The organism is Rahnella sp. BCC 1045 (genome assembly GCF_019049615.1).
Lineage (GTDB): Bacteria > Pseudomonadota > Gammaproteobacteria > Enterobacterales > Enterobacteriaceae > Rahnella > Rahnella contaminans.
On sequence record NZ_JAFMOZ010000107.1, the window covers coordinates 22,880 to 46,937 of the forward strand.

21 protein-coding genes, 1 tRNA gene and 1 pseudogene are annotated in these 24,058 nt (G+C 49.1%); 17 read left to right on the forward strand and 6 right to left on the reverse strand.

What is annotated here, in order from left to right; all coding sequences use genetic code 11:
- Nucleotides 1-122 precede the first annotated feature (122 nt).
- Nucleotides 123-4,901, reverse strand: coding sequence for an autotransporter outer membrane beta-barrel domain-containing protein (locus J1782_RS05850; protein WP_217152636.1), 4,779 nt, complete (start codon nucleotides 4,899-4,901; stop codon nucleotides 123-125).
- Nucleotides 4,902-5,341: 440 nt separating this feature from the next.
- Here J1782_RS05850 and J1782_RS05855 point away from each other — a divergent pair, with 440 nt between their 5' ends.
- Together J1782_RS05855 and J1782_RS05860 are read left to right on the forward strand one after the other, a co-directional pair.
- A complete protein-coding gene (locus J1782_RS05855) occupies nucleotides 5,342-6,856 on the forward strand; it encodes a M48 family metalloprotease (RefSeq protein WP_217152637.1) in 1,515 nt (504 codons plus the stop codon).
- Nucleotides 6,857-6,885: 29 nt separating this feature from the next.
- Entirely contained in the window at nucleotides 6,886-7,770 is an 885-nt protein-coding gene (locus tag J1782_RS05860) for a LysR family transcriptional regulator (RefSeq protein ID WP_235937333.1), read from the forward strand.
- Nucleotides 7,771-7,857: 87 nt separating this feature from the next.
- On the opposite strand, the gene J1782_RS05865 is transcribed toward J1782_RS05860, so the two are convergent.
- Nucleotides 7,858-8,787: a LysR family transcriptional regulator gene (locus tag J1782_RS05865; protein ID WP_152326002.1), complete on the reverse strand. Its 930-nt coding sequence runs from the start codon at nucleotides 8,785-8,787 to the stop codon at nucleotides 7,858-7,860.
- Nucleotides 8,788-9,335: 548 nt separating this feature from the next.
- On the opposite strand from J1782_RS05865, the gene J1782_RS05870 reads away from it, so the two are divergent.
- Nucleotides 9,336-9,518, forward strand: a complete 183-nt coding sequence (locus J1782_RS05870) for a hypothetical protein (protein ID WP_165056864.1) — start codon at nucleotides 9,336-9,338, stop codon at nucleotides 9,516-9,518.
- A complete protein-coding gene (locus tag J1782_RS26530; protein ID WP_371819744.1) occupies nucleotides 9,481-9,738 on the forward strand; it encodes a hypothetical protein in 258 nt (85 codons plus the stop codon). The genes J1782_RS05870 and J1782_RS26530 overlap by 38 nt, the downstream gene beginning before the upstream one ends.
- Nucleotides 9,739-9,914: 176 nt before the next feature.
- Here the strand turns inward: J1782_RS26530 and J1782_RS05880 are convergent.
- Nucleotides 9,915-9,990 (reverse strand) — tRNA-Asn (locus J1782_RS05880).
- A 262-nt stretch (nucleotides 9,991-10,252) separates the two neighbouring features.
- On the opposite strand from J1782_RS05880, the gene J1782_RS05885 reads away from it, so the two are divergent.
- From J1782_RS05885 to J1782_RS05905, 6 genes and pseudogenes are all read left to right on the forward strand, one after another.
- Nucleotides 10,253-11,278 carry an LLM class flavin-dependent oxidoreductase gene (locus J1782_RS05885; protein WP_165057225.1) on the forward strand — a complete coding sequence of 342 codons (1,026 nt, stop codon included), beginning with the start codon at nucleotides 10,253-10,255 and terminating at the stop codon, nucleotides 11,276-11,278.
- 198 nt (nucleotides 11,279-11,476) lie between these two features.
- Nucleotides 11,477-12,688, forward strand: coding sequence for a multidrug effflux MFS transporter (locus J1782_RS05890; protein WP_217152639.1), 1,212 nt, complete (start codon nucleotides 11,477-11,479; stop codon nucleotides 12,686-12,688).
- Between the two features lie 79 nt (nucleotides 12,689-12,767).
- Nucleotides 12,768-12,884 (forward strand): annotated as a pseudogene (locus J1782_RS26535) (winged helix-turn-helix domain-containing protein); the annotation flags it as partial.
- A gap of 36 nt (nucleotides 12,885-12,920) precedes the next feature.
- Nucleotides 12,921-13,616: a carboxymuconolactone decarboxylase family protein gene (locus tag J1782_RS05895; RefSeq protein WP_217152640.1), complete on the forward strand. Its 696-nt coding sequence runs from the start codon at nucleotides 12,921-12,923 to the stop codon at nucleotides 13,614-13,616.
- 11 nt (nucleotides 13,617-13,627) lie between these two features.
- Nucleotides 13,628-14,218 carry a flavodoxin gene (locus tag J1782_RS05900; RefSeq protein ID WP_217152641.1) on the forward strand — a complete coding sequence of 197 codons (591 nt, stop codon included), beginning with the start codon at nucleotides 13,628-13,630 and terminating at the stop codon, nucleotides 14,216-14,218.
- Between the two features lie 244 nt (nucleotides 14,219-14,462).
- Complete coding sequence (locus tag J1782_RS05905) at nucleotides 14,463-15,314, forward strand: aldo/keto reductase (RefSeq protein WP_152326007.1); 852 nt, start codon at nucleotides 14,463-14,465, stop codon at nucleotides 15,312-15,314.
- 52 nt (nucleotides 15,315-15,366) lie between these two features.
- Here the strand turns inward: J1782_RS05905 and J1782_RS05910 are convergent, their stop codons facing one another.
- Complete coding sequence (locus J1782_RS05910) at nucleotides 15,367-16,260, reverse strand: LysR family transcriptional regulator (protein ID WP_195812949.1); 894 nt, start codon at nucleotides 16,258-16,260, stop codon at nucleotides 15,367-15,369.
- A 105-nt stretch (nucleotides 16,261-16,365) separates the two neighbouring features.
- Here J1782_RS05910 and J1782_RS05915 point away from each other — a divergent pair, with 105 nt between their 5' ends.
- From J1782_RS05915 to J1782_RS05925, 3 genes are all read left to right on the forward strand, one after another.
- Nucleotides 16,366-17,262 carry a LysR family transcriptional regulator gene (locus J1782_RS05915; protein ID WP_165057233.1) on the forward strand — a complete coding sequence of 299 codons (897 nt, stop codon included), beginning with the start codon at nucleotides 16,366-16,368 and terminating at the stop codon, nucleotides 17,260-17,262.
- 158 nt (nucleotides 17,263-17,420) lie between these two features.
- Nucleotides 17,421-18,263: an SDR family oxidoreductase gene (locus J1782_RS05920; RefSeq protein ID WP_217152642.1), complete on the forward strand. Its 843-nt coding sequence runs from the start codon at nucleotides 17,421-17,423 to the stop codon at nucleotides 18,261-18,263.
- Nucleotides 18,264-18,529: 266 nt separating this feature from the next.
- Complete coding sequence (locus tag J1782_RS05925) at nucleotides 18,530-18,901, forward strand: VOC family protein (protein ID WP_152326011.1); 372 nt, start codon at nucleotides 18,530-18,532, stop codon at nucleotides 18,899-18,901.
- Between the two features lie 138 nt (nucleotides 18,902-19,039).
- On the opposite strand, the gene J1782_RS05930 is transcribed toward J1782_RS05925, so the two are convergent.
- Nucleotides 19,040-19,849: a helix-turn-helix transcriptional regulator gene (locus J1782_RS05930; protein ID WP_217152643.1), complete on the reverse strand. Its 810-nt coding sequence runs from the start codon at nucleotides 19,847-19,849 to the stop codon at nucleotides 19,040-19,042.
- Nucleotides 19,850-19,953: 104 nt separating this feature from the next.
- Between J1782_RS05930 and J1782_RS05935 the strand changes: the two genes are divergently transcribed.
- The 4 genes from J1782_RS05935 (at nucleotide 19,954) to J1782_RS05950 (ending at nucleotide 22,598) form a co-directional block, all read left to right on the forward strand.
- Nucleotides 19,954-20,793: an SDR family NAD(P)-dependent oxidoreductase gene (locus J1782_RS05935; protein WP_217152644.1), complete on the forward strand. Its 840-nt coding sequence runs from the start codon at nucleotides 19,954-19,956 to the stop codon at nucleotides 20,791-20,793.
- Between the two features lie 33 nt (nucleotides 20,794-20,826).
- Nucleotides 20,827-21,546 (forward strand): SDR family oxidoreductase, encoded by a 720-nt coding sequence (locus J1782_RS05940; protein ID WP_165057243.1) that lies wholly within the window; start codon nucleotides 20,827-20,829, stop codon nucleotides 21,544-21,546.
- Between the two features lie 352 nt (nucleotides 21,547-21,898).
- Complete coding sequence (locus J1782_RS05945) at nucleotides 21,899-22,135, forward strand: hypothetical protein (protein ID WP_165057245.1); 237 nt, start codon at nucleotides 21,899-21,901, stop codon at nucleotides 22,133-22,135.
- Between the two features lie 100 nt (nucleotides 22,136-22,235).
- Nucleotides 22,236-22,598, forward strand: a complete 363-nt coding sequence (locus tag J1782_RS05950) for a hypothetical protein (RefSeq protein ID WP_254302940.1) — start codon at nucleotides 22,236-22,238, stop codon at nucleotides 22,596-22,598.
- A gap of 315 nt (nucleotides 22,599-22,913) precedes the next feature.
- Here J1782_RS05950 and J1782_RS05955 read toward each other — a convergent pair whose 3' ends face one another.
- Complete coding sequence (locus tag J1782_RS05955) at nucleotides 22,914-23,972, reverse strand: alkene reductase (protein ID WP_165057247.1); 1,059 nt, start codon at nucleotides 23,970-23,972, stop codon at nucleotides 22,914-22,916.
- Nucleotides 23,973-24,058: the final 86 nt, after the last annotated feature.

Below are 24,058 nucleotides of genomic sequence, written 5' to 3' on the forward strand. Positions count from 1 at the left end.
GCAGAATGATTACCGGAGGAGGGCGTTTTACTGAGGACTAAAAAGAAGGGACTGTGACATTTACGCATAAAAAAACCCTGCTGGTGCAATCAGCAGGGTTTGTTAATTTAACGAACTTACGCTTAGAACTTAACTTTCAGATTCAGGTTCAGGCCTTTATCAGACGCACCGTCTTCTTTCCAGTTATACGCATCCATCCCCAGAGAGGTGTTACCCTGGCTGTAGCTGACGCCGACCTGAGACAAGCTGTTTACGCCGCCGCCTTTCTGACCGTCATCCACGTTAAAATGCTGACCCGCTGCACCCTGGAGGGACGCAGAACGCGCACTTTTGCTGTAGGAGAGGTTAGGGCCGCCTTCCACGCTGGCGGTTGCCGCCCAGCCGTTCTTACCGGCGTAGGTCAGTTCCATTCCGGCGATGGCGTCAACGGCGGTTTCGCTGCCTGCATCCATTTTCAGGTTGTAGTCGCTTGCCCCGGTTTCACTCACGCCGCCATCGCGGGTATGACGCACTTTCGCACCGATGGACGGTTTGAATTTCAGCGTCTCGCTCAGGTCATAACCCTTGCTGAACTGGCTCTTCATTTCCATGTATTGCTGTGAATTGTTGGCGTTCGCCACTTCATTCACGCTGCCGTACTGGATTGAGCGGCTGCTGTTCAGCTGATGGTTGTCATAACGCAGGGCGTTGTCCCAGCTCAGGTTGTTACCCAGATCCATTTCGTGCTCAAGACCGAAGAACTGGCTGTAGCCGCCGGTCAGACCGTTGTCCCCTGCGGATTTCACGTCGCCGTTACCGTCCAGACGCGCAATACCGTACTGCAATTTCAGGGTCTGGTTGTCTGTCAGGCTCAGTTTCTGGCTCAGGGCCATCATGTCGTACTGGGTGTTATTACCCAGTTCGGCACGCTTGTCGCCTTTCGCCACCACGTTAAAGCCCAGACCGCTTGAGGTTTCAATCGCGTTGTCTGCCAGCATGGTGAAACGGTTACTCAGCACTTTCGCTTCGTTAAACGCGGTGGTCGCCTTACTGCCGGAGAGCTGCTTCATGGCGTTGGTCACGTCTTTCGCCGTTTTCAGGTTCAGACTCTGGTAAAGGGCATTGTTGGTATAACCCGCTTCCAGTGCGCCCGCCACGCTGTTCACGCTGGTATCCGTAACCACATCGGTATAGGCCTTTTTAGTCATGGTGACGTCAACGTTGCCGCTGGCATCCTTTTTCCCTTCGGCATTCCAGACGACAGAATCAGCCTGAATGTTTTCTGCACCGGCGATATCAGAACCCACAAAGGCATCGTTGATGGTGGCGGTTTTGGCATCTGTTCCTTCGGTGAACCCGGTATCGACGGTCACTTCGGAGACATCTACATTACTGCCGTAGAATTTACCCGAAGAACCGTCGGCGTTGGTGCCCACCATGTAGCCTTTAAGCAGCGCTGGTGAACCTGTCACCTGTGACTGTGGCGTGCTGCCCATATGGATATCACTGCTATCAATGGCGCTGCCCATATAGTTCACAGTGCCTTTGTTAACAACCTGGCTCCCATACTTTTGGCCAGATGCAGTGTCGTTATAGAAGGCACGGCCAATATCGGTGTTGATATTAATAACACCGGTGGTGTCATTAATAGCTTTACCCCCGTACACTGCCTCCATAGCTACAAGCTGTGTTTCATACCGATCTTTGACGGTGCCCGCATCTGCTGTCAGTGTGATAGTGCCCTGGTTGATAACAGTGCCCCCTTCTAGCGCGGCCATACCTATACCGGAATTATTCACCGTAATATTACCGGTGTTAATTGCCTGAGCATTGTTGCCTAATCCACGTCCTTTTTGTGAAGAGCCTGCAATCATTGCGGCTCCGCGCATGTAAGAATTTGAATCCTGAATATAAACGTAAGAAGGATTAAAATTAATACTGCCTGCATTTGTGGCAATCCCCCCCTGATTGGCTGCCAGGCCATAGATTACCTGACCTTGTAAATCAATCGTCCCGGTAGCGCTATTTAGCACCTCCGCAGAGCTGATAGCTAACATTGCGTAGATGGAATTAGTTGTTGTTGCGGCAGGAAACCTTGTGTCGCCGCCTTCAGGCGATTGTCCCGCCGTCCCCTGAGCTACGATTGAGCCGTTATTTATTGCTTTAGTTCCGACATTTTGCGCTGAAACAACCGCAGATATATTATGGTCATCAAGATTAGCCTTGATAACACCATCGTTTTCAAATGAAGCCCCGTCAGTGATATTTATTGCAAACCCGCTGAGATTTCCGCCAAATGAAAGTGTTCCCTCATTGAGTATTTCACTGCCATTACCTGCTGCATTTAACACCCCGTATACTGAGGTCCCAATCGTTGGTGTGCCGGGATTTAAGGCTTGTGTGTAGTCAAATTCAGCGTCTGCTTCGATGTTTAATGTACCGCCACCCTTTATTCTGGCTAACATAGTGTTACCCGTTATGGCACTGGTGTTGTTAATGACAGACTTTCCGGCCAAATCTACCGTGCTGTTACCCGAAACATCTATGCCAATCAAATGCACGCCTTCAGAATATAAAGGGGCGCTGCCGGTATCCAATGTCAGGTTAATACCACCGTCCATTTTTACATGGTCATTCTGGCCTGAAACATCAACGCCCACCCAGACCGCTGATTTGTCATTTTCTCCCTTTTGAGGACCATCGCTTTTGATTGCTCCGGTTGCATTGGCGTTGATGGCACCTTTAATAGTGATGTCATTATTATCGCCTGTGACTTTGACACCTTCCATGTAGCCGCTGGCTATTTTGGTAATATCGGCTGAACTGACAGTCTCATTGGTTAAATTAACGTTGCCATTAATCTGAACGCTGGCGTTATTACCGTTAACGTTAACGCCGGTTCCCAGTTGCAGAACACCGGCATCATCTTTAACCGAGTTAACATTAATGTTTCCGCCTAAAGTCACATTGGCTTTTTCACCCGCAACCATCACCCCGGTCGCGTTTTTAGTGACATTAATATCACCGGTATTGTTAAAGGTGGTGTGCTCATCTGCGCCGTCGTTGACCGCGGTAATATTAATCCCGATGGAATTCAAATCCTGAACGAAGAATCTCGCCGTGGTATTAACCGTGGAATTATCACCCGCGATATCAATGCCGTGCGCAGCGCCTTTAACATAAATATCACCACCAATGTTAGCTGTGGCGTTATCCCCCGTGATAATTGCCAGGGCAGAGCCAGCGCCGTCCACGTTAGCAGTGGCGTCTTCAATAGTAATTTTGGCATCGTCGCCGTTAACAACCACGCCCTTACCGCCGCCGGAGACATCAATAATTGCAGGGTTCGTGCTGCCGCCTTTGATAGTGACATCCGCACCGCTAACCTCGATTTTGATGCCGATGGCGTTATCGGTCACAGTGGCAGAACCCTGCTCATTCACCTTAGCGTTATCACCGGTGATCACAGTACCCGTTGAACCAGAACCGCTGACCGTGGTGTCGCCGGTGTTAACGACGTTCGCGCCGTTACCGTCGATTTTGGTGCCGGTGCCACCTGCGGTTACATCCGTTTTACCGCTGTTGTTGACAACGGCATCGTCGCCTTTGATTATTGTGCCGGTGGAACCTTCGCCGGAAACAGTAGTTTCGCCTTTGTTGTCTACCCTGGCATTTTTACCGTCAATATTGGTACCGGTGCCGTCTTCGGTGACGTCGGTTTTGCCGGAGTTATCTACGACTGCGTTATCGCCGGTAATCACAGTACCCGATGAACCAGAACCGCTGGCAGTGGTGTCGCCGGTGTTAACGACGTCTGCGCCGTTGCCGTTGATTTTTGTGCCGGTGGCGCTTTCGGTCACATCGGTTTTACCGCTGTTGTTGATAACGGCATCGTCGCCTTTGATTTTAGTGCCGGTGGAGCCTTCGCCGGAGACAGTGGTTTCGCCTTTGTTATCAACCTGGCCATAATTACCGTCAATGTTGATGCCGGTGCCGCCGCTGGTAATGGTGCTTTCACCGCCGTTAATGACTTTGTCGTTATTCCCGGTGATATCGATACCGGTAGATTTTTCGCCGCTGGCCGTGGTGCCGCCGGTGTTATCGACAACAGAACCGTTCCCGTTGATGTAGGTGCCTTTACCGCCGTCTGTCGCGCCGGAACCGCCGTTGATAACCGTAGAGGTATTGTTACCATCAACAATCGTTCCTGCGGTAAATTCGCCGGATGTGCTCGAACCGTTGTCGATTTTGTTGTTTGTGCCATCACCTTCGATGAGATTGGTATGGTCGTCCGCATGAACAAATTTAGCTTCCGAATCGTAGATCCAGTAGAAGCCCTCAGTATCATCACCTCTGAGGATCAGATCGTTTCGGTCATCCACCAGCCACTTGTCACTTTCGGTGTACAGCACGGAATTGTCCGGCGCGGTCAGAACATAACGGTCGCCGTCCGGCGCATAGCTGTAGGTGACGTCGTTGAACGTAATGGTTTTCGCCGTTTTATCCAGGACTGCGTTATTGCGATAGGTTACGGTTCCCGTTGTAGGTTCAGGATCGGGAATCGGGTCAGGATCTGGAATTGGGTCCGGAATTGGATCAGGAACCGGATCAGGAATTGGGTCGGGAATCGGATCCGAATGATGGTCGTCGCCACCGCCACCGCCACCGCCGCCGCTGGCGAGGGCAATAATACCCGCAAGCGCAGAACCTCCGGCTATCCAGCCCCATAACATCTTATCATCATCATCCGAAAGACATTTTTGCGGCAGTTTTGCCTTTTGCTCTTTCGTTAAAACAGTGCCTTTAGCCGGGCATGTTTTTTCATCGACTTTTAATTTACTTTCTACTTCAGGTGCGGCAAAGGCGTTATTGCCAAGCGCCAGGGCAATACATAATGAAAGAATTTTCTTTTGCATATTCATGATAATTTCCATTTCTGCGGAGAAGTCATCGTCTTAAACAGCCTGTTATGAAAGACGGCATTGCCCTGCCCAAAAAGAGGGGAGTCAGGTTTTGTCATTGGCATACCGATGTTAATAAGCGTCATTAATAACATGTCCGGTAAGCTTGGCTTTCATTTAGAACGATATTTGAAACTGGGTTTATATCCCGAAAAACAGAGTATCACGATAAACAAATTAGGAATCGGCTTAATTAACAAGCAAACCGAATTGATTATTTAAGCATATCTTAATTCACAATTGCTTAATAAGTCATTTAGTAAAACTAAAAGGTATCACCGCAATTAATGCGTTATTATTACTTTACTATTGACTCAGAAAATAATATTTATATCCCGCTTATTCGGTCAGACGGGCTTTTCTTATACTCCTTTGGTCGTAAATAGTCATCTCAGGAAAAAATGAAAACTAAAGTATTTAAACCAGGGGCGTACGCGACAATACTGTGTGCCTTATGTACCGGCGGTGCCTTCGCGTCAACCTCTACGGTCAGCAGTTTCCATTATCAGGATGATCCTGCTTCTCATTTTGCAGGGCAACCTGTTTTGGAAACACTTCCGGAAATGGGAACGTCCGCTGGCAGCACGCTCAGTGTGGCTCAGGAAATTAAGATGGGAGACTATTATGTCCGGCAGATGCGGGCAGCGACACCGATTATTGACGATCCCCTGCTGGTGGAATATCTCAATCATCTGGGGCAAAATTTAGTGAGTCAGGCTAAATCTGTCAGGACGCCGTTTCATTTTTATCTGGTAAATAATAATGAGCTTAACGCTTACGCCTTTTTTGGCGGAAATGTGGTTTTGCATACCGGATTATTTGCCGCGACAGAGGATGAATCACAACTCGCCTCCGTCATGGCACACGAAATATCACACGTCACGCAACGTCATCTGGCACGGGCAATGGAGGATCAGCAAAAGAATTCTCCTCTGACATGGGGCGGTGCGTTTGGTGCAATTTTACTGGCGACTGCCAGTCCGCAGGCCGGAATGGCAGCCCTGACTTCCACCCTTGCAGGTTCACAACAGGGGATGATCAGTTTTACTCAGGCCAACGAACAGGAAGCGGACCGGATAGGCATTCAGGTACTTCAGCGCGCCGGTTTTAATCCCCAGGCAATGCCATTGTTTCTGCAAAAACTGGCCGATAAATCCTCTTTCGCAAGTAAACCTCCTGAAATGTTGCTGACGCATCCGCTCCCTGAAAGTCGTTTGTCCGATATGCGTAACCGGGCGAATCAGATGCCCGCAGTGGTACGTGCATCTTCATTAGATTTTATGCTGGCAAAAGTCAGAGTGCTGACGATGTATAGCGAAGATCAGACAGTCGCTGACGAGTATATAAACACCCTAAATGCAGGGCAGGCAGACGAGGTGTTAGCCGCACTTTACGGTTCTGCTATCCAGAGTTATCAGGCAAAAAAATACGACCAGGCCGATGTGGCCATTCGAAAACTGTTGAGTGCTTCACCCGGCAACGCCTGGTTTCTGGATATTGCCACTGATAATGATATTGCCCGTAAAAAAGCCGGGCAGGCTGCACAACGCCTGGAAAAGGCGAATGCGGCAACTAAAAATAATCCGGTGCTGATCTTAAATCTGGCTAATGCCGAAATCGAATCCGGCATGTATGCGAAAGCAGATCCCCTTTTAGCGGCTTATACCTTTGCGCATCCTTCAGAACCTAACGGATGGGAGATGTTAAGAAAGGTCTCTGCTCTTGAAGGATACAGAAGTAAAGAGCTTGCCGCCTGGGCGGAGAGCAGGGCGCTTAAAGGAGATTTAGAACAGGCCATTGAGCTTCTGACTCAGGCCAGCGGAATCTTACCGAAGGGAAGCCTTGAACAGCAAAAATATCTGGCGAGGATTGACCAGTTCAGGGATCTGCAGCGAGCATTTAAAAACTACAAATAGACATTATTTGATTACGGAAGGTCAATGTGATGCATCTCAACTTAAGCAAGGCAGATATTGCCAGGATCCTTATTTTTAACACGGTGATGAAAACGAAAAGCATGACCCAGACGGCTCATGCCTTAAACATTTCACATTCCAGCGTTTATATGGCAATCAAAAAGCTGCGGGTATTATATAACGACGAACTGTTTGTTCATGATAAAAAGGGGCTTTTACCAACAGAGTTTGCTAACCGCCTGCATACCGAAATGCTCGGACTTCACAATTCCCAGCTGAAGGTGCAGGCTAGTGCGGATAGCTCCCACCGTACTCATTTTATTTTTTCATGTGCCCCCCATCTTGCGGCGACCGTTATCCCTTTGACCTATCAGGTGATGCAGGAAACCCTGTCCTTCTCGCTGGAGCATAAGCCTCTCCCTGATACGCCTGAGGCCAGAATCGAATTATTATTGAATAATAAGGCGGATGTCATTTTTGATTATGCGCCTGTTCAGCACGACGATATTTACTTTAAAAGATTGTTCACAGAAGATTATGCCATTGTCTGCCGGAAAGAACATCCGCGATTTTCAGACGCCATTTCCCTGAAAGAGTTTTATCAGGAAAAACAAGCAGCCGTCGGATGCTTATCCAGATTTGATAATTTAATCCAGGAAAGCAATACAGATAACGTATTTTTCTCAAGCCATTATTATCTCGTACTGCTATCAATGGTAGAAGTGAGTGATATCATTTGCGTCATTCCTGTTAACATCTATTTGAAATTACATGCTTCTTTTAATATTAAGTCACTGAGTTACAGATTCAAAGTCAATACCAAAAAAACCTACCTGTATATAAACTATTTGAAAGACCCCACACGCATTAAAGATAAAGACGTATTGCTCAAGAAAATTGAAAAAATGCATTAACCCTCAAGATATGAATTTTGATGACTGAGCAGTGGACGAGAATAGCCCTGTGACATACTCAGGCTATTCTTTCCACTTTGGTGGATTTTAGATTTCTTTATGCTTATTGAGTATGGCTAAAAGTTCCAGAAAGTGTGGGCTTTTTAAGGAAGCCTTATTGTAAGTGATATACATCGTGACGGGTTCCGGGCAAAAATCACAGTCCAGAATTTTAATATTAAAGCTTGATGCAAATTTTTCAGCAAACCAGACCGGCACGAAACTGACGACGTCAGAGTTTTCAACGATCGCCGCATTCACAATGATAGAACTGCTGCTAAAGAAGAAGTTACGCTGCCCCAAAAAGTCCATGATACCCGTCTGGGTGCGTTTTACATTTTCGGAACCTGCATTTAATAAGGTTGATGATTCAATCGCCATCTCATCAAACGTCAACGTTGACCCTAATCTTGGATGATCCTTCCTGCAAATAGGAACGGTATGCTCAATAAGATAAGGTTCCACAACGGTCGAAAAGTTATAATAAGGCCTGGTATCAAAAACGATATCTGCTTTTCTGTAGGTCAGGGCATCTTCTATCGTATCTAACAACCCATCCGTACTTATATGGCTGATTTCACAGTTAAGTTTTTCATTGAGGATCTCAGATGTCAGCTTGGGCAAAATGCGCATAGCTGCATAGGGAGTGGAATGAATGACAAATTTATTTTTCGCTGCTGTGTCTTTGAAATAGTCCAGACTACTGAGCAACTGCCCGAATCCGGAACTTAACTGGTTGTGTAAATTTTCTGCGACCGTCGTTGCCACAAGGCCTGAACCTTCGCGCAGAAAAAGAGGATCAGAGAAGAAACTGCGAAGTTTTGTCAGCGACTGGCTGACAGCGGAAGGACTGATGCAAAGCAATTTCGCCGCCTTTGAAACACTTTTATAGGCATAGATTGCTTCAAAGTATAAGAGAAGATTTAAATCAAAACCCCTGGCTCTGGTGATGTTTTCAATAAAAGATTTCTCTGTCATCTGTCATTTCTCTAATGAGTGAGGCAAAAGTTTGACATTTCTCCGGGGACATTCTTAATAATAGCATAAAGATGTAAAAAAGATATGCACGCACTGTATTTACCCTCCGTAATAAGAAAAAACAAAATGAAGATAAATGAGTGATCACTCTGCTTTTCGTGGAAATACTACTACCTCCCTCTGATTTAATGCATCAGTCCTACTTTTCGGGGTTGAAAACTACACGGGAAGAGGTAACTGCATATGCATTTCATTATTAATTAGATTCTGTTATTTATTAACGTTACGTGAATACAATAAGTTTTATGCCTGTGGCTTATCCGGATGTTTTTATATTCAAACTGGTATTGAATTTTCTAATAAAAATCTTAACCCGCTTCTATACTGGTCAGGACGATGGTATGTAGTTAATTTTTTTTCATAGGTGTTTTTTATCTTGCGTTGTCGAATGTCTTTTTGCGGATATAGAATGCGCTCACTGAAATCAGGGGCATTATTCATATGAAATATGTTCATTGCTTATGGTTTCTGAATGTAAGGAGGGAGGAATGATGAACAAGGAGAGGCTTTTTGGTTTTAGCATAGGAAATAACATCATTGTTGATATCCAGAGGAACATTGTTTTTGGAATAATTCACGGAAAAAATCCAGGCAATTACTTTAAGAACAACAATGATGCGCTTGCTGATCTATATGCTGGAGACGTCGGGTCACCGAATCGTATCGAATAACGAAATCATGATTCAGGTTTGGGAAAATCACCAGGTAAGCGCATCCAGTCAGCGCTTCTGGCAGGTCATGCGTGAATTAAAAAAAAAGCTCTCGCTTCCGGGATTGCCCGAGGAGTTTATTATGCGCATTGAATCGAAGGGGTATTTTCTTAAGTGTATAGACCATGACAGTCAGAAACTTAGAAGTTTTTTCGGATGGTTTTTAATTGCGGATTTTTGAGTCTTTTAGGGACATTTGGGGGGCACTAAGTCATCGAACCCGCATGACCCCAAATCTGACCACCAAATTCTCCCGATGCAGAGGGAAAACTAAAAATGCATCGGGAAGATTTTTCACGCTAACTTATTGAATCTAAATCACATAAGGATTCGCAAAGCGGCATGAAAACAAGAATTTGGCTCCTCTGACTGGACTCGAACCAGTGACATACGGATTAACAGTCCGCCGTTCTACCGACTGAACTACAGAGGAATCGTGTGAACGGGGCGCATAATAACGGGTGATGATGTCGTTGGCAAAGGATTTTTTACATCTGCGTTTTTATGGCGACTATTTGTTCAGGTTATTAAAAAACAAGCAAAAAAGTCTGCTCTCCTTCAAATTTATTGAATCCTTATGTTAAACAAATGATATTTATTCTCATCCTGGATCGCGTAGAGTGAATCTATTATTGCGGCCTGGCGGAAAGGGCCTCTTTGCGGATTATCTCCCTGAATATGAGGATGAATACTCGATGAAAAATATTGGATTTTTATCATTTGGTCACTGGACGCCATCGCCACAGTCCGGCACCCGTTCGGCGGCTGACGCTTTGCTGCAATCTCTCGATCTGGCGGTCGCCGCTGAAGAACTGGGTGCGGATGGCGCGTATTTTCGCGTGCATCACTTTGCGCGTCAGCTGAGTTCGCCGTTCCCGCTGCTGGCCGCGATTGGCGCGAAGACCAGCAAGATTGAAATCGGCACCGGTGTGATCGATATGCGTTATGAAAATCCGCTGTATATGGCCGAAGACGCCAGCGCGGCAGATCTGATTTCCGGCGGGCGTTTGCAGCTTGGGATCAGCCGGGGTTCACCGGAGCAGGTGATTGATGGCTGGCGTTACTTTGGTTATCAGCCTGAAGAAGGTGAAACCGAGGCGGATATGGCGCGTCGCACGACGGAAAAGTTCCTGGACGTGCTGCGTGGTGAAGGTTTCGCGAAACCGAATCCGCAGCCGATGTTCCCGAATCCGCCGGGTTTACTGCGACCTGAACCTTATTCCGAAGGTCTGCGCGACCGCATCTGGTGGGGCGCGGGTTCGAATGCAACCGCAGTCTGGGCGGCGAAGCTGGGCATGAACCTGCAAAGCTCGACGCTGAAAGATGATGAAACCGGCGAGCCGTTCCACATTCAGCAGGCGGCGCAAATCCGGGCGTACCGCGCAGCATGGGCCGAAGCGGGGCATACACGCGCGCCGCGCGTTTCTGTCAGCCGCAGCATTTTTGCGCTGATGGATGACCGCGACCGCATGTATTTTGGCGGAGGCGGCAACGACGGTGACAAAGTTGGTTATCTTGATGAGAAAACCCGCGCCATTTTCGGGCGCAGCTACGCGGCGACGCCGGACAGGCTGATTGAACAGCTCAAACAGGATGAAGCGATTGCCGAAGCGGACACGTTATTGCTGACCGTGCCGAATCAGCTGGGCGTGGATTACAATGTGCATGTTATTGAATCAATCCTGAAACACGTAGCACCGGCCATGGGCTGGCGCGACTGAACGGCCTGAAATCAACCGTTAAGCCGTAGAAATACTCTGCCCGCCGGGTTTCCCTGAGCGGGCATTTTTGCGTCTGCCGGGGCGTTAACAGCCCGCATTCATGAATACAGCTCATAATCTCTATCCGATCCCCTGCCATTATCTCGCGCCATGAACCCGCTAGTATAAAGTCCTCTCCTTATTTCCCGATGGAACACCATGACTGATTCTCAGGCACGATCGCAGATCGCTACCGGAAAAACGACCGGCCTCACGTTTGTACTTATTCTCAGCGCATTAATGGCTTTCACGTCTTTATCGACCGACATTTATTTACCCGCCATGCCGCTGATGGCGAAGGATTTACAGGGCGACGCGGAACTGACCATCACCGGATTTTTAATCGGTTTTTGTATTGCACAGCTGATCTGGGGGCCGGTAAGCGATCATTTTGGGCGTCGTCTGCCGCTGTTTATCGGCATGGTGTTGTTCGTCATCGGTTCTGCCGGTTGTGCGTTATCCACGGATATCGGACAGATTGTTTTCTGGCGTGTCTTTCAGGCGCTGGGCGCATGCACCGGCCCGATGCTGGCGCGGGCGATGATCCGTGACCTGTTCAGCCGCACCCGCGCGGCGCAAATGCTTTCGACGCTGATGATTATCATGGCGATCGCCCCGATTGCCGGGCCGCTGCTGGGCGGGCAGATGATCAAAGTCACCTCCTGGCATTCTATTTTCTGGCTGCTGGCGGTGTTCGGCACACTCATGCTGATTTCCCTCTTCTGGTTGCCGGAAACCTTACCGCAAGAAAAGCGCGTGAAAGCGTCGCTGAGGAGCGCTTTCCGCAATTACTACACATTGCTGAGCAACACGCAGTACATGCGTTTTACGTTATGCCTGACGTTCTATTACGTCGCGGCGTATGCGTTTATCACCGGCTCACCTTTCGTTTACATCACCTACTTCGGCGTCGAACCGCAACATTACGGCTGGCTTTTTGCTGTCAACATCGTCGGGCTGATGGCAGTGAGCATGGTCAACCGGCGTCTGGTGCATCGTTATCCGCTGGAGACGTTGCTCAGGTTCGCCGTGTGTATTGCGATGCTGGCCGCACTGATGTTGGCGCTGGTCACCGGCACGGGGATCGGCGGGATCGGCCTGATTGCGGCGGCGGTATTTGTTTTCTTTGCGATGAACGGCGTTATTGCCGCGACGTCAACAGCCGCCGCGCTGGACGCCGTGCCGAACGTTGCCGGTTCTGCCTCTGCGCTGATGGGGTCGTTGCAGTACGGCAGCGGGATTATCTCTTCATTGTTGCTGGCGCTGCTCAGTGACGGGACGCCGTGGACGATGGGCTGGATTATCGCGGTATTTACCGTAGCCAGCGCCGTGATGGCACTGACTACGCGAGGGACTAAAACGGCGGGTTAGATATTTTTATCAAAGAAGGTATCGAGTTTGGTCATTGCCTGATCGACATAACGCGGCACCCAGTACGTCCCGATGTGCGTCGCGCCTTCAGGGTGAGATCCTCTCCAAAATGATGATTGCCTAACAGGGGTGGGATAGGAATTTCAACAGCGACGCGAACGTGGTTGAAGTCGCGATTAAACGCCTGCGCGCCAAGAATCACTTTTTCTGTCACCGCTCAGGTTCCGGCCAGATGTCATTTGCCGCGCCGCCCGTCACAACAGGAGCCTCAACAATGAACCCGCAATCCAGCGTTTCCGAAACATTGTCTGCACGTCAGCAGGCCATTCCTTTAATCGCCGCGTTTATGGCAGGCAGCCAGATGGAAAAACTCAGCGTCGCGCTGAATCAGGGGCTGGACGCCGGGCTGACCGTTAACGAAACCAAAGAAATCCTTGTGCAGCTCTACGCATACACCGGTTTTCCGCGCAGCCTAAACGCATTAACCGAACTCATGAAAGTGGTCGAAGCCCGCAAACAGCGCGGCATTCGCGACGCTGAAGGCTTGGAGCCGGTAAGCCCGATCCCGGTCGGGGAAGAACTCCGCCGTACGGGAACCGCCAGTCAGACCAAAATCTCCGGTGCGCCGGTGCAGGGCCCGTTGTTTGATTTTGCGCCGGTGATTAATCAGTTCCTGCAAACGCATTTATTCGGCGACATTTTTGCACGCGACAATCTGGACTGGCAGAGCCGCGAACTGGCAACGGTCGGGGCGTTAGCCGCCACGCCCGGCGTTGAAGCGCAGCTGTTATCCCATACGCGGGCAAGTTTGCGCGTCGGGCTGACGGCGGAGCAGTTGCAACTGCTGGCGCAAACCCTGCGTGAGAATGGCGAAAACGAAGCGGCGTCCCGCGCTGAACATGCCCTGCAACGGGCCACTGTAAAATAAAGGAGAAGGCGATGTCAGAAGAACATGATCCGGCGCGCAGAATCTTGCTCACCGCGCTGGCGGGGTTAACGCTCGCCAATGTCCCGCTGGTCGCGGCGGCCAGCGATAACACCAACGTACTGAGCAACAACCGCACGCTGGTGGTGTATTTCACAAGAAGCGGCAACACGCGCGTGATTGCGGGCGTTATCCACCGCAGCCTGAAAACCGATCTGTTTGAAATCGAACCCGCTAAACCCTATCCGGAAGATTATTTCCAGACCGTCGCGCAGGCTAAAAGCGAACACGACCGGGGAACGCTGCCCGTCTTAAAAAATACCGTTCCCGACATGGCGGGTTATCAGACGGTGTATCTGGGCTTTCCCGTCTGGGGCACCAGCGTGCCGCCGGTGGTGCAGACTTTCCTGAGCACTCACGATCTCGCCGGTAAGTTACTCATCCCGTTTATTACCCACGGCGGCTACGGAAAGGGCGACAGTGAAGACGTCCTCGCGCGACTGGGGGCGGGCGCAAAACGCGAAAAACCGCTGGTCATTGAAGGCAGTCAGGAAAGAAGAACCACAGAAACCGTCACCAGCTGGCTGGAAACTGTACGCAGCTGATAACGCAGATAAGGAGGCGTTAACCGTGAAGACATTTTTAAAAACACGGGTATTGGGTAGGGCGGCGTCCCCGGCTGGTATACCGCCATGAAAAACAACAAGGTGAAAGCCATTGTGGCCTTCGAGCCGGGCGCGGGCGGGAATTAATGAATTCGGCTAATGAACCCTATCGTATTAGGGCCTCTAATCCGATTAATCGCTCTGCGTTATGCTTATCTCAGGCACAACACTCAAGGATAACGTCATGCAAACAGTGAATCTGAACAACGGTATTGAAATGCCCCTGCTGGGCTTTGGTGTCTTCCAGATGACGGACGCCGCAGAATGTGAGCGTGCCGTTATCGATGCGATTGAAACCGGCTACCGCCTGATTGATACCGCCGCGTCTTACCAGAATGAAACGCAGGTGGGCAACGCGCTCAAACAAAGCGGCATTGCGCGCGACGAGCTTTTCGTCACCACCAAACTGTGGTTACAGGGCGCAAGTTATGAAGGCGCAAAAGCGCAATTCGAGCGGTCGCTGAACCGGCTGCAACTGGATTACGTCGATTTATATCTGATTCATCAGCCGTATGGTGACGTTCACGGTGCATGGCGCGCAATGGAAGAGTTGCATCAGGCGGGGAAAATCCGCGCGATTGGCGTGAGTAACTTCCAGCCGGATCGTCTGGCAGACCTGATGGCCTTTAATAACGTCGTTCCTGCGGTCAACCAGATTGAAGTGAACCCGTTCAACCAGCAGCTGCACGCGGTGCCGTGGATGCTGAGCCGCGGGATCCAGCCGGAAGCCTGGGCACCGTTTGCGGAAGGCAAAAATGGCCTGTTCCAGAATCCGGTATTAGCGGCGATTGGCGCAAAATATGGCAAAAGCGTGGGGCAGGTTGTTCTGCGTTGGGTATTCCAGCGCGGCATTGTTTCGCTGGCAAAATCAGTGCGCAAAGAGCGTATTGTAGAAAACATCAATGTGCTAGATTTTGAACTGAGTCAGGACGAAATGATTAAAATCAGCGCGATGGACACGGCGACCAGCGCTTTCTTCTCACACCGTGACCCGGCAATGGTTGAATGGCTGACGGCGCGAAAACTGGATGTCTGATATCACCGGTTTATAAAAAATCCGCGACACTCAAAAGGCGTCGCGGATTTATCTATTCTGAATAACGCAGCGCATCGATCAGCAGTGCAAAAGCGGGCGGATGCTGTTTCCGGCTCGGGTAATAAAGATAATAACCGGGGAAATACGGGCACCATTCTTCCAGAATCTGCACCAGCTCGCCCGATTTTACGAGATCGGTAATCATATCTTCCGGCACGCAGGCAATACCAAACCCGGACTGCACGGCATCGATTCTTTCGGACAGCAAGTTGAACGTCAGCTGCCCTTCAACCCGCACGCGCAGCGGTTTTCTGTCCTTCTCAAACTCCCAGTGATACACGCCACCGGCGGTCGGTAAACGCATATTAATGCACTGATGATTCTGCAAATCATGCGGCGTCTGCGGAATGGGATGCTCCGCGAAATAGGCCGGGGAGCCGACCACCGCCATACGGATGTCCGGGCCGATTTTTACCGCAATCATATCCTTATCGACGCTTTCGCCCAGACGAATGCCCGCGTCATAACGCCCCTCGACGATATTCACAAACCCGTTATCGACGACCAGCTCGATACTGATTTCAGGATACTGTTTCAGAAACGGTTTCAACTTCGGCCACACCAGTTTGCGCGCCGAGTGTTCTCCCGCCGAAAGGCGGATATTCCCCGAGGTCTTGCCGTTCAGATGCAGCAGCGTTTCCAGCTCCTGCTCAAGATCTGCCAGCCGTGGCTCGAGGCAGGCGATAATGCGTTCACCTGCTTCCGTTGGCGTCACGCTGCGGGTGGTGCGCGTCAGAAGACGGATATTCAGACGCTCTTCCAGCGCTTTTATCGCGTGGCTGATGGCCGATTGCGAAACATCAAGCTTACTCGCCGCCTTGGTAAAACTTCTCTCGCGCGCTACGACAAGAAACATCTGCAATTCATTAAAGTTTTCTTTCAGCACGGCCATTACCTTTTTCAATACGATCAGCTGCATACCATTAGGCCTGACTAACAATTAAATCATAAAATGGTATAGTCAGCTTCGTTTAACACGAGAGATTCATCAATGCGACGGAAGAATATCAGTGATATTCAGGCTTTTATTGCGGTTGCGCGCGAGAAAAGTTTCACCAAGGCAGCCGCCCAAATGGGCATCTCCCAATCTGCGCTGAGTTATACAATTAGAACTCTCGAAGCTCAACTGGGTCTGCGTCTGCTCACGCGAACGACCCGAAGTGTCTCTGTCACGGAAGCAGGGGAACGTATGCTCAACCGCATCGGACCTCACTTTGACGAAATAGAAAATGAAATTACGGCACTTGGCGAATTGCGCGAAAAACCCGCTGGCACTATACGGATAACCGCTGTAGAGCATGCTGCAGAAACGCTTCTCTGGCCCAGACTGGCTCCGCTGCTTCTTGAATATCCTGATTTGAATATAGAGATCGTGAGCGAATACGGACTCAAGGATATTGTTGCTGAGCGTTACGACGCTGGCGTCAGGCTGGGTGAGCAGATTGATCAGGACATGATTTCCTTACCACTTGCGTCACATTCACAGTTTGCCGTGGTAGGCGCACCCTCTTACTTTTCCGGTAAAAAACTTCCGGTTACTCCTCGGGATCTCAGTACTCACAGTTGTATCCGGCTAAAGCTCCCCACAGATAGTGGCTTTTACTCCTGGGAGTTTTACAAGGACGGCAGTGAAATCAACGTTCGTATCGAGGGTAGAGGCACCTTCAGCACCATAAGTATGATGCGTCAGGCGGCTGTTGATGGGCTGGGTCTTGCTTACCTGCCTGAAGACACAGTAGATAGCCTGATTAAGGAAGGCCAGTTGATTCAGGTTCTTGCTGACTGGTGCCCGCGCAGACCGGCTTATCATCTTTATTATCCCAGTCGCCGGCAGCATTCTCTGGCATTTACGTTAGTACTTGAAGCACTGCGCTACCACAAAGGCTGATATCCATCCTCCATGGCACCATTAAGAAAGCTGCCTTCTAAGCTCATGCTAAATTAAGCATATTATCTCTTAATGAAGCCGGAAGTATGATGATGACTCAATTTGAATAAAGTCTCTGACTACCTGTTCCTGATCCCTGATTTTAACGAGATATCCTTATGACAGATAAAAAAGTATGGCTGATCACCGGCGCAGGTCGTGGTTTGGGCCTTAATCTTGCCAGGGCAGCACTGGCTGCCGGACATATTGTTATTGCCACCGGCCGCGACCCGGCCAAGGTGACCCGTGCGCTAGGCCAACACGACTCGCTGCTGATTTTAAAACTCGATATCACCTGTTTCGAGGATGCTGAAATAGCGGTTGCCGTTGCGATACAGACATTCGGGAAAATTGACGTTCTGGTTAATAATGCCGGGAACTTTTTTGCCGGATTTTTTGAGGAACTTAGTCAAACGCAGGTACGCAACCAGATTGATACGCTCCTCTTTGGCCCAATGAACGTCACCCGCGCGGTATTACCGGAAATGAGAAGCCAGAAACAAGGTCTGATTATTACGTTGTCTTCAACGGCCGGGATCGGCGGTATCGCTTTTTGCAGTGCCTATTGTGCCGCTAAATTTGGTGTGGAGGGATGGATGGAATCATTGGCACTGGAGGTGAAAAAATTTGGCATTAACAGCATGCTTGTTGAACCCGGATTTTTCCGTACAGAGTTGTTATCCAATTATTCAACTCAGTATGCCGAACTCTCAATCAATGATTATGCCGACGATACCCGGGCGACAAAAACAGCATGGCAGGGCATGGACGGAAAGCAGGGAGGCGATCCCCAAAAACTGGCCGAAGCACTGATTCAGCTTGCTGAACTTGAACACCCACCGGCGCGTTTTGCGGCCGGAGCTGACGCAGTAGAAACTTTTGAAGCAAAAGCTAAAACTCTTAATGATCAAGCTAATGCCTTACGTGAATTATCTTCTTCACTCTCTTTAGATACTGATTGATTACGGGTTATTGATTGGGAGCCGCTAAAGTGGCTCCTTAAATCGAGATGCATTTTTATTTACAGATAACGTCCGCTCTTCGCTCATAGCCTACTGTGCCTGTCACAATAGAAAATTAACGTGTGAATATTTGTCACTGCACTCAAAGTTTCATTTCCATTTATGACGAGAATATCATACTTTTATCAATCACCTGGCACCGTCCAGTCGCTTAGCTACGGCACCGCCCATCGCTATGCTATTGATTAACAATCACGAGGTTGATCATGCAGCATCCCGTTAAATTTGGTCGTATAGCAGCCGTAATACCCGTAAAAAACATCAAAATTTCCAGTGAGTTCTACATCAATGGACTGAGTTTCAATGATGTTTTTGCAAATGGAGACCCTGTGGGCTTCATGATATTAAAGCGTGAAGACGCGGAGCTACATTTGACTCTGCAGCCACAGCACAAAGCGCCTTCCTTTCCCGTCGCGCACCTTCTTGTAGATGACGCAAATGCACTTTATACCCAATGTCAGAATATCGGTGCCAAAATTATCAAAGGCATACAAGATAAAGATTACGGCATTCGGGCATTTGTTTTCGCTGATCCCGATGGAAATCGAATAGACGTTGGACAGATTCTGAGGAAGTAATTAAGAGTAGTCTTTGCGCAAATCGGTCGCCAATAAATGGCGACCGAACTGACAGGGAAAGATATGGCATGCTCCCCGCTGATTAACACACGGTAATGCTGTTAATACCTGTGGTGATTCATTACATCCACTTTTCGCTCATAGCTGGCATGGCGTGCAGACTATAAAACGCATTCCGGGGCACCCTTCGACAGCAAGACTTAAGTATTCAAAAGCAAGATGTCCCTCATCTGGATGCGTAATACGTTTGATCGTCGAAGGGAGTTGTAAAACGTCATGACGCGGCCACCAGGCCCGAAACTCCGGGCTTTCTTCTTTCAGCAATGAGATAAGTCTCTCAAAGTCAGGATCCCCAACATAATGAGCACAGTCAGATCTGAACATGGCGAGTGAAAGGGGAGCCAGCGTGTCCCAGTCAGCGAGGATTTGGCGGTGCGACTGACTGGTAAACATCATATGCATTAAATTCCGATGGTCCCCCTCCAGGCTGCCAAAATCACCAAATACCCGGACAGCATCATCATTCCAGGCCAGGATATCCCACCGACAACCCAGCACATAGGCAGGTTGACCGACCAATGCCTTAAGCATTCTTGTCAAAGAATCAGGGACATGTTCCTTTGTTTTTGGTTTTTCCTCGGAAGAGGATATTGCTGCAAGAGTAAAAAGATGATGTTTTTCTGCCGGGTCAAGCTGAAGAGCCCTTGAGATGGCATCAAGCACTTCAACCGAGGGACGTACATCGCGTCCTTGCTCAAGCCATGTATACCAAGTACTCCCTATATCGGCAAGTTGCGCAACTTCCTCACGGCGGAGCCCCGGGGTGCGCCGCCGAAACCCCGATGGCAGCCCGACTTGCTCGGGCGACAACCTGGCCCGACGGGACTGCAGAAAACTCCCGAACTCCCTGAGCCGTGAGCGGTGTTTGTCAATTTTAGCATCCGACATTTACTTTCCCCGGGTAGTGCTGATACCAGGATAATACCAGTACTGGTTAGCGTCTTTGAGATGATTAAACTCTTCATCAGTTTCTCTCTATCGGAGCAAATACCATGACTGATGAATCTAAAATTATCTTGATTACAGGTTCAACGGACGGCGTTGGCCGGAAGGTGGCTGAACGACTGGCTGTCTCCGGGAATAAAATACTCATACATGGACTTAACCATCAACGCGGTGAGGATGTCGTTCAGTTTATTCGTAATCAGGGCGGTGACGCCACCTTCTTTCACGCAGATTTTTCCTCGCTTGATGGGGTCAGACAGCTTGCGGCTGAAGTCCGTCAGGAGCATTCCAAACTTGATGTACTCATAAACAATGCAGGAATAGGTGTTTCGGGAAACTGGCCGGGACGAACAGAAAGTGTTGACGGATTCGAGCTACGTTTTGCAGTGAATTATCTTGCAAGTTTTCTGCTAACCCGCCTTCTGCTGCCTGCACTTTTCTCTGCTGAAAAAGCACGTATTGTCAATGTGTCCTCCGCTGGTCAGCAAGAAATAGACTTTGAAAATATCATGCTGACTCATCATTACAGCGGGGAACGTGCGTACTGCCAAAGCAAACTCGCCCTGATACTTTTCACTTGTGACCTTGCCCTGGAACTCGGTAGCAGCAACATCGCGGTTAATGCTCTGCATCCTGCTACCTATATGAACACCTCTATGGTTAAAAATGACGGCATGCCGGCTCTAAGCAGCGTTGAAGAAGGTGCTGATGCCATTCTTCAGCTTGCCATTTCACCCAGTACCGAAGGACAAACAGGTCTTTATTTTGACCGGTTTTTACCCGGTCATCCGCATCGACAAGCGTTTGACATGGCCGCACGCACGGCATTAAGGGCTACAAGTTTCGTCCTTACCAACCTGCAGGACCCGATGCAACAACAGGGTTAACAAACTGTAATATCCTAAAAAAGGAGTATCAGTATGTCACAGCAAAACATCGTAATTATCGGCGGTTCATCCGGGATAGGCCTTGCCACAGCCCGTCAGCTTCTCAGCGAGGGTCATAAGGTCACCATCGCAGGACGCAGTTCTGCTCGGCTGGAAGAAGCAGAAAAATCGCTGACAGGAGAAATTCATACGCTGAGACTCGATGCGGCTAACGAGGAAGAACTGCAGGAAGCTTTCAGCTGTATTGGCAGTTTTGACCACCTCGTCCTGGCACTGGGAAGCAGCAAAGGAGCCGGGCCTTTTCCATCCGTTTTACTGGCTGACGTAAGGGCCGGGTTTGAGGAGAAATTTTACGCGCATTTTGCCACAGCCCAGGCCGCAATCCCTTATCTTCGTAAGAATGGAAGTCTGACTTTTGTCAGTGCGGTAACTGCACATGCCGCCATGCCCGGTACAGCGGGGATTGGTGCAGCAAATGCAGCTGTCGCAGCACTTGTGCCTACCCTGGCTTCCGAATTACGGCCACTGAGGGTTAACGGTGTGTCTCCGGGGGTGATTGACACCCCCTGGTGGGATTTTCTTTCAGAAGAAGATAAATCAACTGCGTTTAATGAATATGCAGGATCAACACCAGTAGGCAGGGTGGGCAACTCTGATGATATCGCTGAAGTGATTCGTTTCTTAATTACGAATACGTTTGTTACAGGACAGACGATTATCTGTGATGGAGGCCTGAAACTAGGTCAGGGTTAAGAAGGTGAAATACGTAAGGATATTTCGGATATCACACAGGATGCTTAAAATAACTTAATACTGACATCTGTTGGGCAGGTGATGTCAGTATTCAATTCCCACTATTTTACAACTCTCTGGTTGTACTAACATGGTTTTCTCCCTTGTAATGATATCAACTTTAATTCCACACACCTATTGAGAGGCGGCTTTTAACAGCCATCTGTCTGACTCATTGGCGGGCTGGATATGAATGGGCTGAATGTCCGCTCCTCGCTCTTTGCGGACCTGTGCAAGTTACTTTCTGGGGTATGTTTTACGTTTTATTGCGCTCGAACAGAGGCATTAATAGGAAAAATGGAAAATTAAATTTATGGCTAAGATCCAATACAACCTAACCCGTGGAAGCGATGTCATCCGTGATGGGATGTACCTCGAACTATCTGAGGCTGGAACATCCCCCTTCCGGCAAATTGCTGAAGTCTTCTATTCCGATGTAACTCATGAGTTCTCTTTTTCTTGCTACGAAGGATGCATCCCTCTGAAAGAGATTGAAAAGCTCATTCATGAAGCTAAAAAATTGCTTCCGCCAACAAAGCAGGAACCTTGATGGGCCTGAACGTTAGCTGAGTGCCAGGAGCTGAAGTTGCCTGCTGGTTGAACATCGTGTTTACTTGATATCCGGTGGTCACTTTATCTGAGGGAACATTTTGAAGATCAAAAAGATGGTTTTAGCGAGTGTAGTGGTGTTAACAGGGTGTGTGGTTGCCGATATGGACTCCTCTAATTACGATTATGTTCCCTGGGTCCAGGTATTTCAGAAACCGGAGGCTTCTGGCTTAACCAATGTTGCGCAGCGTAAAGCCGATCTGTATAGCTGTGGTGTTAACCCCAAGGCAAACCTTGATGGAGGTCACTGGAGCTTGAATCGCATAGAGCCCGGAGAGACAATGGAGCGTTTTGATGCCAGGCGTAATCACATTCTGAGCTGCATGATTCAAAAGGGATACAAAGTGTATGACTTTGGTGATTGTGGCCCGATAAAAGCCCCGACAGGACTTTGTCCTAATTAGCCAGAACAAGATTGCTAAACCGACATGTCTAAACCAAACCCAAAAAGGGGCGTTACTCTCTTAGGCAATTATGCAAACGATGTGAATAATTTCCGTTCTTCATTCAATGCAGACCTTGGTTAAGTTAGTCTATTCTCTCCTTGCCAAAAACGGTCGTCAGCAATAGCTCAAACCGTCAACATATTAAGTAACGTATTGGTTAAGGGCAGGGCATGATTAATTGGAAACATTCTAAACTGGGGTTTAGGTATGGTAGGGCGATGAAAATAAAAGAGGATATACCTAAACGTTTATCCTCTTTATTGGCATAATAAATTACTGCATTACAGGATAATCAGTGTAACCTTCGACGCCGCCGCCATAATAGGTCGCCGGATCGGCACTGTTCATTTCGGCCCCTGTTTTAATACGGCAGGTGAAATCCGGGTTAGCCAGAATCATCTGGCCGTAAGATTCCAGTTCGGCAAGTCCGGACTGGAGATCATCACCGATGTTTTCTCTGCTTTTCCCAGGGCGATTCAATATCAGCGGCTGCGTCCATAATGCCCGCAGCTCACCCAGCAGTACCTCATTGCCCATATGCATAATGTGCAGGTAACTCAGTCCTAGCTTATTCAGTTCAGCAACCAGGTAACGATAAAGCGCCGGACCTTCTTCACCTTCATTAATACCCCAAATCTGACTGCCCGGGGAAAGACGGATCGCGGTTTTGTCCGCACCAATCTCACCTGCAATGGCTGCCGCAACCTCCAGCGCAAAACGGGCACGGTTCTCTATGGAGCCGCCATATTCATCGCAGCGCTGGTTGGCGCTCGGTGCTAAAAACTGATGTATCAGATAGGCATTAGCGCCGTGGATCTCCACGCCGTCAGCACCGGCCTCAACAGCACGCCGTGCCGCATAGCGAAAATCAGCAACTGTGTTGTGGATTTCTTCCGTTGTCAGTTCGCGAGGCACCGGAATATCCTGCATTCCGCTTGCAGTAAACATCTGTACGCCGGGAGCAATGGCTGAAGGCGCCACACCCTGACGATGGTGTGGCGTATTGTCAGGATGATTCATGCGGCCCGTATGCATAAGCTGGATGAATAGATGGCCGCCCTTATTGTGAACGGCTGAGGTGATTTTTTTCCAGCCGGCCACGTGTGCTTCGGTGTAAATACCGGGAGTCATTAAGTAACCCTGCCCGTCATCGCTGGGCTGCGTCCCTTCTGCAACGATCAGCCCCACCCCGGCGCGCTGTGAATAGTATTCAACCGCAAGGTCAGCCGGTGTGCCGTCATATTCAGCACGGCTGCGGGTCATTGGGGCCATCACCAGACGGTTGTTCAATGTATATTGCCCGAGTTTGAATGATGTAAATAATTTATCCATTTTTAATTTCCTGTGGCCTAATAATAAAACATGTCGTTAAAATAGGCTGTGTTAATAAAGAGCAACAATAATGTAGATATTCAGCG

What these genes read in the sequence shown, in the direction of transcription:
- J1782_RS05850 (WP_217152636.1), bottom strand. Translation starts at nt 4,901, where the DNA reads ATGAATATGCAAAAGAAAATTCTTTCATTATGTATTGCCCTGGCGCTT.
- J1782_RS05855 (WP_217152637.1), top strand. Translation starts at nt 5,342, where the DNA reads ATGAAAACTAAAGTATTTAAACCAGGGGCGTACGCGACAATACTGTGT.
- J1782_RS05860 (WP_235937333.1), top strand. Translation starts at nt 6,886, where the DNA reads ATGCATCTCAACTTAAGCAAGGCAGATATTGCCAGGATCCTTATTTTT.
- J1782_RS05865 (WP_152326002.1), bottom strand. Translation starts at nt 8,787, where the DNA reads ATGACAGAGAAATCTTTTATTGAAAACATCACCAGAGCCAGGGGTTTT.
- J1782_RS05870 (WP_165056864.1), top strand. Translation starts at nt 9,336, where the DNA reads ATGATGAACAAGGAGAGGCTTTTTGGTTTTAGCATAGGAAATAACATC.
- J1782_RS26530 (WP_371819744.1), top strand. Translation starts at nt 9,481, where the DNA reads ATGCTGGAGACGTCGGGTCACCGAATCGTATCGAATAACGAAATCATG.
- J1782_RS05885 (WP_165057225.1), top strand. Translation starts at nt 10,253, where the DNA reads ATGAAAAATATTGGATTTTTATCATTTGGTCACTGGACGCCATCGCCA.
- J1782_RS05890 (WP_217152639.1), top strand. Translation starts at nt 11,477, where the DNA reads ATGACTGATTCTCAGGCACGATCGCAGATCGCTACCGGAAAAACGACC.
- J1782_RS05895 (WP_217152640.1), top strand. Translation starts at nt 12,921, where the DNA reads ATGTCATTTGCCGCGCCGCCCGTCACAACAGGAGCCTCAACAATGAAC.
- J1782_RS05900 (WP_217152641.1), top strand. Translation starts at nt 13,628, where the DNA reads ATGTCAGAAGAACATGATCCGGCGCGCAGAATCTTGCTCACCGCGCTG.
- J1782_RS05905 (WP_152326007.1), top strand. Translation starts at nt 14,463, where the DNA reads ATGCAAACAGTGAATCTGAACAACGGTATTGAAATGCCCCTGCTGGGC.
- J1782_RS05915 (WP_165057233.1), top strand. Translation starts at nt 16,366, where the DNA reads ATGCGACGGAAGAATATCAGTGATATTCAGGCTTTTATTGCGGTTGCG.
- J1782_RS05920 (WP_217152642.1), top strand. Translation starts at nt 17,421, where the DNA reads ATGACAGATAAAAAAGTATGGCTGATCACCGGCGCAGGTCGTGGTTTG.
- J1782_RS05925 (WP_152326011.1), top strand. Translation starts at nt 18,530, where the DNA reads ATGCAGCATCCCGTTAAATTTGGTCGTATAGCAGCCGTAATACCCGTA.
- J1782_RS05930 (WP_217152643.1), bottom strand. Translation starts at nt 19,849, where the DNA reads ATGTCGGATGCTAAAATTGACAAACACCGCTCACGGCTCAGGGAGTTC.
- J1782_RS05935 (WP_217152644.1), top strand. Translation starts at nt 19,954, where the DNA reads ATGACTGATGAATCTAAAATTATCTTGATTACAGGTTCAACGGACGGC.
- J1782_RS05940 (WP_165057243.1), top strand. Translation starts at nt 20,827, where the DNA reads ATGTCACAGCAAAACATCGTAATTATCGGCGGTTCATCCGGGATAGGC.
- J1782_RS05945 (WP_165057245.1), top strand. Translation starts at nt 21,899, where the DNA reads ATGGCTAAGATCCAATACAACCTAACCCGTGGAAGCGATGTCATCCGT.
- J1782_RS05955 (WP_165057247.1), bottom strand. Translation starts at nt 23,972, where the DNA reads ATGGATAAATTATTTACATCATTCAAACTCGGGCAATATACATTGAAC.